General features: G+C 71.0%; 9 protein-coding genes. All 9 read left to right on the forward strand.

The window, feature by feature from the left end:
• Nucleotides 1–109 precede the first annotated feature (109 nt).
• The 9 genes from BBH68_RS25865 to BBH68_RS25900 all read left to right on the forward strand — a co-directional run bounded on the left by BBH68_RS25865 (nt 110) and on the right by BBH68_RS25900 (nt 8687).
• Nucleotides 110–1993, forward strand: coding sequence for a DUF5941 domain-containing protein (locus tag BBH68_RS25865; RefSeq protein WP_065965906.1), 1884 nt, complete (start codon nt 110–112; stop codon nt 1991–1993).
• Nucleotides 1990–2727, forward strand: a complete 738-nt coding sequence (locus BBH68_RS25870; RefSeq protein ID WP_065965907.1) for a phosphocholine cytidylyltransferase family protein — start codon at nt 1990–1992, stop codon at nt 2725–2727. The genes BBH68_RS25865 and BBH68_RS25870 overlap by 4 nt, the downstream gene beginning before the upstream one ends.
• Nucleotides 2715–3788, forward strand: a complete 1074-nt coding sequence (locus BBH68_RS25875; RefSeq protein WP_065965908.1) for an iron-containing alcohol dehydrogenase family protein — start codon at nt 2715–2717, stop codon at nt 3786–3788. The genes BBH68_RS25870 and BBH68_RS25875 overlap by 13 nt, the downstream gene beginning before the upstream one ends.
• Nucleotides 3754–4545: a CDP-alcohol phosphatidyltransferase family protein gene (locus BBH68_RS25880; protein ID WP_076970630.1), complete on the forward strand. Its 792-nt coding sequence runs from the start codon at nt 3754–3756 to the stop codon at nt 4543–4545. The genes BBH68_RS25875 and BBH68_RS25880 overlap by 35 nt, the downstream gene beginning before the upstream one ends.
• A gap of 11 nt (nt 4546–4556) precedes the next feature.
• Nucleotides 4557–5429: a glycosyltransferase family 2 protein gene (locus tag BBH68_RS25885; RefSeq protein ID WP_104531411.1), complete on the forward strand. Its 873-nt coding sequence runs from the start codon at nt 4557–4559 to the stop codon at nt 5427–5429.
• Between the two features lie 84 nt (nt 5430–5513).
• Complete coding sequence (locus tag BBH68_RS25890) at nt 5514–6446, forward strand: ABC transporter permease (RefSeq protein WP_065965911.1); 933 nt, start codon at nt 5514–5516, stop codon at nt 6444–6446.
• On the forward strand, nt 6439–7281 hold the full coding sequence (locus tag BBH68_RS25895) for an ABC transporter ATP-binding protein (RefSeq protein WP_065965912.1): 843 nt from the start codon (nt 6439–6441) through the stop codon (nt 7279–7281). Before BBH68_RS25890 ends, BBH68_RS25895 begins: the two co-directional genes overlap by 8 nt.
• A gap of 298 nt (nt 7282–7579) precedes the next feature.
• Nucleotides 7580–7705, forward strand: coding sequence for a Rieske (2Fe-2S) protein (locus BBH68_RS44560; protein WP_079151211.1), 126 nt, complete (start codon nt 7580–7582; stop codon nt 7703–7705).
• Nucleotides 7706–7943: 238 nt separating this feature from the next.
• Entirely contained in the window at nt 7944–8687 is a 744-nt protein-coding gene (locus BBH68_RS25900; RefSeq protein WP_065965913.1) for a TetR/AcrR family transcriptional regulator, read from the forward strand.
• Nucleotides 8688–8756: the final 69 nt, after the last annotated feature.

Consider the following 8756-nt stretch of genomic DNA (forward strand, 5'->3'; position numbering starts at 1 on the left):
CGCCCCGCGCGGGGCCCGGGGCGTGCGACGACCGCTGTCCGGACGGCGGCCCCCCGGCCGATGCCTGTCCGGCGCGGCCACCGTGCCAGCTGCCAAGGAGTGAGTTCGTCTGTCGACCGCCATTCTCACCGGTCCCGCGGTCGCGGGCTCGTCCCTCGAGGACGACCTGCGGTCGCTGGGGTTCGACGTGCGCGCGGCAGCCGACGCCGCCGGGGTCGCGAGGGAACTCGCGGCGGCCCCGGCGCGTGAGCGGGTGGCGCTGGTCGACCCGCGCTTCGTCGGCCACGTCCACGCGCTCCGCCTGGCCCTGACCGACCCCCGCTTCCCGGCCGCCGCGGTCCACGGCGCCCTCACCGCCCAGCCGGAGGCCCGCGCAGCGCTCACCCGCGCGCTGACGGCGTACGCGCCGGGCGCGGCGGCGCCCGGCCGCGGCGCCCTCGCCGCGGCCGCCGCCCCGGCGGCCCCCGGCGCGGCCGGCCCCGGGACCGCTCCGGACGGCGCCGCCGTGCTCCCCGACGCGCTCGCCGACGCCCTGGCCGCCGAGGACGTCCCGGTGCACCGGCCCGAGCTGGGGGTCCTCGTCGCCGCCGTGCCCGAGGACGCGCTGGGACGTGCCCGAGCGCTGGACCGCACCCGGGCCGTGGACGACGAGAAGGTGCGGCTGCGCAGCGCCGTCAAGTCGCGGGACGGCTTCTTCACCACCTTCTGCATCAGCCCCTACTCCCGCTATATCGCCCGCTGGTGCGCCCGCCGCGGCCTGACGCCCAATCAGGTCACCACCGCCTCCCTGCTCACCGCCCTCATCGCGGCGAGCTGCGCGGCCACCGGCACCCGACCCGGGTTCATCGCGGCCGGGGCGCTGCTGATCGCCTCCTTCGTACTGGACTGCACCGACGGCCAGCTCGCCCGCTACTCCCTCCAGTACTCCACGCTCGGCGCCTGGCTGGACGCCACGTTCGACCGCGCCAAGGAGTACGCCTACTACGCGGGGCTGGCCCTGGGCGCGGCGCGCGGCGGGGACGACGTATGGGCGCTCGCGCTCGGCGCGATGGTGCTGCAGACCTGCCGCCATGTCGTCGACTTCTCCTTCAACGAGGCGAATCACGACGCCACCGGCAACTCCAGCCCCACCGCCGCCCTCTCCGACCGCCTCGACAGCGTCGGCTGGACCGTCTGGGTGCGCCGGATGATCGTGCTGCCCATCGGCGAGCGCTGGGCGCTGATCGCGGTGCTCACCGCCTGCACCACGCCCCGCGTCACCTTCTACGCGCTGCTCATCGGCTGTGCGCTGGCCGCCTGTTACACCACCGCGGGCCGGGTGCTGCGGTCGCTGACCCGCAGGGCGCGGCGCACGGACCGCGCGGCGCGCGCCCTCGGCGACCTCGCCGACTCGGGCCCAATCGCCCAGGGCTTCGCCGCGGTCCTCCGCGGGGCCGCGCGCCGGCTCCCGGCCCTCGCCGCGCCCGCCGTCGCCCTGCTGGGGGCGGCCGCCGTGGTCTGTGTGTCCGCGTTCACGTCCTTCGGCGGCCCCTGGCCGGTGGTCGCCGCCGCCGGCTACGCGCTCGCCTCCGGCCTGGCCGTGGCCCGCCCGCTGAAGGGTCCGCTCGACTGGCTCGTGCCGCCGGTCTTCCGCGCCGCGGAGTACGGCACCATCCTGGTTCTGGCCGCTGACTCCGGGGTGAACGGAGCCTTGCCCGCCGCTTTCGGGCTGGTGTCGGCGGTCGCCTACCATCACTACGACACGGTGTACCGCATCCGCGGTGGCACCGGCGCGCCCCCGCACTGGCTGGTGCGGGCGATCGGCGGGCACGAGGGGCGGACCCTGGCGGTCACGGTCGCCGCCGCCCTGCTGCACGAGCGCAACCAAGGCTTCACCATCGCGCTGACCGCTCTCGCGGCGGCCCTCGCGCTGGCGGTGCTCAGCGAGAGCATCCGCTTCTGGGTGTCCTCCGGAGCACCCGCTGTACACGACGAAACAGGAGAACCCGCATGATCGGCCTCGTGCTGGCGGCCGGCGCCGGACGGCGTCTGCGCCCTTACACCGACACCCTTCCCAAGGCCCTGGTGCCGGTCGATGGTGACACCACCGTCCTCGACCTGACCCTCGGCAACTTCGCCGAGGTGGGCCTGACCGAGGTGGCGATCGTGGTCGGTTACCGCAAGGAGGCCGTGTACGAGCGCAAGGAGGCGCTGGAGGCGAAGTACGGCCTCAAGCTCACCCTCATCGACAACGACAAGGCCGAGGAGTGGAACAACGCCTACTCCCTCTGGTGCGCCCGTGACGCGATCAAGCACACCGTGATCCTCGCCAACGGCGACACCGTGCACCCGGTCTCGGTCGAGAAGACCCTGCTCGCCGCCCGCGGCAACGGCCAGAAGATCATCCTCGCGCTGGACACGGTGAAGCAGCTCGCCGACGAGGAGATGAAGGTCGTCGTGGACCCCGAGAAGGGCGTCCAGAAGATCACCAAGCTGATGGACCCGGCCGAGGCGACCGGCGAGTACATCGGCGTCACCCTCATTGAGGGCGAGGCCGCGGCGGAGCTGGCGGACGCGCTGAAGACCACCTTCGAGCGCGACCCCGACCTGTACTACGAGGACGGCTACCAGGAGCTGGTCAACCGCGGCTTCAAGGTCGACGTGGCCCCCATCGGCGACGTCAAGTGGGTCGAGATCGACAACCACGACGACCTCGAGAAGGGCCGTGAGATCGCATGCCAGTACTGACCCGCCTCATCCCGTCTCCCGTCTCCGTCGACATCAACGCCGGGGCCCTGGACGACTTGGCGGGCCTGCTGGCCGACCAGCGCATCTCGGCCTCCGGCAAGCTGGCGATCGCGATCAGCGGCGGCTCCGGCGCCGTCCTGCGCGAGCGGCTGGCCCCGGTGCTGCCGGGCGCCGACTGGTTCGAGCTGGCCGACGGCACCATCGACGGCGCCATCCAGCTGGGTGACGCCATGAAGACCGGGCACTACGACGCGGTCGTCGGCCTGGGCGGCGGGAAGATCATCGACGCCGCCAAGTACGCCGCCGCGCGCATCGGCCTGCCGATGGTCGCCGTCGCGACCAACCTCTCCCATGACGGCATCTGTTCCCCGGTGTCGATCCTGGACAACGACGCGGGCCGCGGCTCGTACGGCGTGCCGACCCCGATCGCGCTGGTCATCGACCTCGATGTGATCCGTGACGCACCGGTCCGCTTCGTCCGCTCCGGCATCGGCGACGCGGTGTCCAACATCTCCGCGATCGCGGACTGGGAGCTGTCGCACCGCGAGACGGGCGAGCCGATCGACGGTCTGGCGGCGGCCATGGCCCGCACCGCGGGCGAGTCGGTGCTCCGGCACCCCGGCGGCTGCGGCGACGACGACTTCCTGACCGTGCTGTCCGAGGGCCTGGTGCTGTCCGGGATCGCCATGTCGATCGCCGGCCACACCCGCCCCTCCTCCGGCGCCTGCCACGAGATCAGCCACGCCTTCGACCTGCTCTACCCCAAGCGCTCCGCCCTCCACGGCGAGCAGGTCGGCCTCGGCGCCGCCTTCGCGATGCACCTGCGCGGCGCGCACGAGCAGGCCGCGCTGATCGTCGAGGTGCTGCGGCGGCACGGGCTGCCCGTCCTGCCGACCGAAATCGGATTCAGCGAGGACGAGTTCGTCAAGGCGGTGGAGTACGCGCCGCAGACCCGCCCCGGGCGCTACACGATCCTCGAGCACCTTGACCTCTCCTCCGACGCGATCAGGGACGCATACGCCGACTATGCCAAAGCAGTCAGTCAAACCCTCGGTGGCTGAACTCCGCCCGGTCGTCCACCCCGCGGGGGTGAAGGACCGGCGGAGCGGTGAGCACTGGATGGGACGCCTCTACATGCGCGAGGTCTCCCTGCGGGTCGACCGCCACCTGGTCAACACCAGGGTCACACCCAACCAGCTCACGTACCTGATGACCGTCTGCGGCGTCCTGGCGACCCCGGCACTCCTGGTGCCGGGGATCCCGGGCGCCGTGCTCGGGGTGGTCATGGTCCAGCTCTATCTGCTGCTGGACTGCGTCGACGGCGAGGTCGCGCGCTGGAAGAAGCAGTTCTCGCTCGGCGGCGTCTACCTCGACCGCGTCGGCGCCTATCTGACCGACGCCGCCGTGCTCGTCGGCTTCGGCCTGCGCGCCGCGGACCTGTGGGGCTCCGGGCGGATCGACTGGCTGTGGGCCTTCCTCGGCACCCTGGCCGCCCTCGGCGCGATCCTGATCAAGGCGGAGACCGATCTCGTCGGCGTCGCCCGCCACCAGGGCGGGCTGCCGCCGGTCAAGGAGTCGGCGTCCGAGCCCCGTTCGTCCGGCATGGCGCTGGCCCGGCGGGCCGCCGCGGCGCTGAAGTTCCACCGGCTGGTGCTCGGCATCGAGGCGTCCCTGCTGATCCTGGTCCTCGCGGTGGTCGACCAGGTGCGCGGCGACCTGTTCTTCTCCCGGCTCGGCGTCGCCGTGCTGGCCGGCATCGCCCTCCTGCAAACCGTTCTTCACCTGGTGTCCATCCTCGCGTCGAGCAGGTTGAAGTGATGACGGACACACTGAAGGTCGGCGCGGTCGTCCTGACGATGGGCAACCGCCCCGACGAACTGCGCGCGCTGCTCGACTCGGTCGCCAAGCAGGACGGCGACCCCATCGAGGTGGTCGTCGTGGGCAACGGCTCGCCGCTGCCCGAGCTCCCGGACGGGGTGCGCACCGTCGAGCTGCCGGAGAACGTCGGCATCCCGGCGGGGCGCAATGTCGGCATCGAGGCCTTCGGCCCCGGCGGCAGCGAGGTCGACGTGCTGCTGTTCCTCGACGACGACGGGCTGCTGCCCCACGCGGACACCGCCGAGCTGTGCCGCCAGGCCTTCGCCGCGGACCCGGAGCTCGGCATCATCTCCTTCCGCATCGCCGATCCCGAGACCGGCACCACGCAGCGCCGCCATGTGCCCCGGCTGCGCGCCTCCGACCCCATGCGCTCCTCGCGGGTGACCACCTTCCTCGGCGGTGCCAACGCGGTCCGTACGAAGGTCTTCGCGCAGGTCGGCGGCCTGCCGGACGACTTCTTCTACGCCCATGAGGAGACCGACCTCGCCTGGCGCGCCCTGGACGCGGGGTGGATGATCGATTACCGGTCGGACATGGTGCTGCACCATCCGGCCACGGCGCCGAGCAGGCACGCGGTCTACCACCGCATGGTCGCCCGCAACCGGGTGTGGCTGGCCCGGCGTAACCTCCCCGTCCCGCTCATCCCCGTCTATCTCGGCGTCTGGCTGCTGCTCACCCTGGCCCGGCGGCCCTCGAAGGCCGCCCTGCGCGCCTGGTTGGGCGGATTCCGGGAAGGCTGGAAGACTCCGTGTGGTGCACGGCGCCCCATGAAGTGGCGTACGGTATGGCGCCTGACCCGACTGGGCCGACCGCCTGTCATCTGACAAGCTCGTATCTGAGAGCATCGGGCGCGACCCGGGGCGCGGCCCCCGTCAGCGCACCCCCTGATGAGGACGAAAGTGTCAACTGTGAGCGAGACTACGCACAACAGTGCGGTCGCCAGCGCCCCGCCATCGCCGGACGACGGCCTGGCCCCGGCAGAGCTGGCGGCGAAGTACGGGCTGTCGGTGAGCGGCGCCCGGGTGGGCCTTGCCGAGTACGTCCGGCAGATGTGGGGCAGGCGCCACTTCATTCTGGCTTTTTCGCAGGCCAAGCTCACCGCCCAGTACAGCCAGGCCAAGCTGGGTCAGCTGTGGCAGGTGGCCACACCGCTGCTGAACGCGGCGGTGTACTTCTTCATCTTCGGTCTGCTGCTGAAGAGCAGCAGGGGCATGGAGCACAACACCTACATCCCCTTCCTGGTGACGGGGGTGTTCGTCTTCACGTTCACGCAGAACTCCGCGATGTCGGGGGTGCGCGCGATCTCCGGGAATCTGGGTCTGGTGCGGGCCCTGCACTTCCCGCGCGCCTCGCTCCCCATCTCCTTCTCGCTCCAGCAGCTCCAGCAGCTGCTGTTCTCGATGATCGTGCTGGTCATCGTGTTGGTGGGCTTCGGGCACTACCCGGGGCCGTCCTGGCTGCTGATCCTGCCGGCGCTCGCACTGCAGTTCGTCTTCAACACCGGTCTCTCGCTGATCATGGCCCGGCTGGGCGCCAAGACCCCGGACCTGGCCCAGCTGCTGCCGTTCATCCTGCGGACGTGGATGTACGCCTCCGGGGTGATGTTCCCCCTGGCGCGGACGCTCGAGTCGGCGGGGGCCAGCGGCTGGGTCGCCGACGCCATGATGGCGAACCCGGCGGCCGTCTACATGGACCTGATGCGGTACGCGCTGATCGAGGGCTACGGCGCCGGGAACCTGCCCCCCCATGTATGGGCCCTGGCCCTGGGCTGGGCGGTGCTCTTCGGCGTCGGCGGCTTCGTGTACTTCTGGAAGGCAGAGGAGCAGTACGGCCGTGGCTGAGCAGACTCTCGACGAGACTACCCAGGCGTCCCAGGCGCCCGATGCCGCCCGGGGCGGCCAGCCGGCCCCGGCCGCGGGGCGGGTGCCGACCGTCATCGCCGACGATGTGCACATCGTCTACCGCGTCAACGGCGGCCCGCGCGGCCGCGGCAGCGCCACCGCCGCCCTCAGCCGCATCCTCCGCCGCAAGAGCGCCCCGGGCATGCGCGAGGTGCACGCCGTGCGCGGGGTCACCTTCGTGGCCTACCGCGGCGAGTCGATCGGCCTGATCGGCTCCAACGGCTCCGGCAAGTCGACGCTGCTCAAGGCCGTCGCCGGGCTGCTGCCCACCGAGCGCGGCAAGGTCTACACCGACGGCCAGCCGTCGCTGCTCGGGGTGAACGCGGCGCTGATGAACGACCTGACCGGCGAGCGGAACGTCATCCTCGGCGGGCTGGCCATGGGGATGTCGCGGGAGCAGATCCGCGAGCGCTACCAGGACATCGTGGACTTCTCGGGCATCAACGAGAAGGGTGACTTCATCACGCTGCCGATGCGCACCTACTCCTCCGGCATGGCCGCCCGACTGCGCTTCTCGATCGCCGCCGCCAAGGACCACGACGTGCTGATGATCGACGAGGCCCTGGCCACCGGTGACCGGAAGTTCCAGAAGCGCTCGGAAGCCCGCATCCGCGAGCTGCGCAAGGACGCCGGCACCGTCTTCCTGGTCAGCCACAACAACAAGTCGATCCGGGACACCTGCGACCGGGTGCTGTGGCTGGAGAAGGGCGAACTGCTGATGGACGGCCCGACCGACGAGGTCATCAAGGCGTACGAGAAGGAGACCGGCAAGTAGCCGATCCCCGCTATGGATGGGCCGAGCGGCCCCCGCCGGACACCGTCCGGCGGGGGCCGCCGCGCTTTCGCGGCGGCCAACCGGGCCGCGCGCGACAAAGGCCTGACGCACAGGCGATCCGGTCTCCGTACGGATTTCTTTTCGAAAATGGGTCCGGCATGCGTCCGGAGTATGTGAAGCCGACATTCCGCCAATTGAGGAGTGAGCTGCGTCCGGAGCGGAGACACTTGATGAGTGAGACGGCGAACGAGCGGGGCGGGACCCGCGTCACGCGGTCGGCGGATGTGCGCCTGGCGAGATGACGACGGTGGAAGTAAAGGGTGTCGGGGTACTCCTGGCGAACGTCGCGGGCACGGTCCGTGCCGTGCGCGACCGCTGCCCGCACGAGGAAGTCCCGCTGTCGAAGGGCGAGTTGGAGGGATAGACGGTGGTCTGTCCCTGGCGCTTCAGCAGCTTCTGCCTCCGTGCGGGCGGGGTCCCGGGGGCCCCGCGGCGGACCCCGTGAAGGGCTTCGCGGTCCACGTGGTGGACGACGAGGTGTTCCTTTCTCGCCAGTGAACGTGGGGAACTGCCGCAGTCGCCGTTCACTAAACGGAGGCGCTGTATCGTGTGCCTGAACGCCGGGTTCTTGTCGAGCGGCGGAGCATCAGGGAGGGGGACGCGTGTCGCCAGGGGAAGCGCACGTCGCACCGTACTCACGGCGCGAGCGGCTGCGCATCGCGACCATCCGCGAGATCAAGGATGTCGCCCGGACGCTCCTGGTTCAGGAGGGCCCGGAGAATGTGACGATCCGGGCCATCGCTCGCGAGATGGGCATGACCGCGCCCGCCGTCTACCGCTACTTCAGCAGCCGTGACGCGCTGATCCTCCAGCTGCGTGTGGACATCTTCGCCGAGATGGCCCGCTATATGCGCGGGGTGATCGGGCAGATCCCCGAGGACGAGCCCGGGCGCGGAGTGATCGGCGGGGCCAGGGCGCTGCGCGTCTGGGCCATCAAGCACCCCCATGAGTTCGGGCTCATACTCGGGCCGTGGGCTCCGGGCCTCGGCCGCGAGGAGACCAAGCCGGACCGGAACATGGGCTTCGACTTCGGCTCGGTCTTCTCCGACCTGATCTCCCAGCTGTGGCGCGTCCGCGGCTTCCCCGCCCCCGAGGAGGAGGAGCTCGACCCCGGGCTCGTGCGGGCGCTGGCGGAGCTCAGCGAGGACCAGGGCGTCGAGATGCCGCCCGGAGCGCTGGCCGTGATGCTCCGCTGCTGGGTCCGGCTGTACGGGGTGATCTCCATGGAGGCCCTCGGCCACATGTCCTTCGCCCTGGCGGAGGGGAAGTCCTTCTTCGAGTTCGAGCTGCGCAACCTGTGCCAGGTGCTGGACATCGAGGAGTTCTACGAGGAGGACACGGCCTAGCACCAGGCGGACCCTGTCGCGTCCCCTAGATGAGTGAGTCCGATGTTCTCAGTGGTCGTAGGCTAGGCG

Source organism: Streptomyces sparsogenes, assembly GCF_001704635.1.
GTDB classification, from domain to species: domain Bacteria; phylum Actinomycetota; class Actinomycetes; order Streptomycetales; family Streptomycetaceae; genus Streptomyces; species Streptomyces sparsogenes.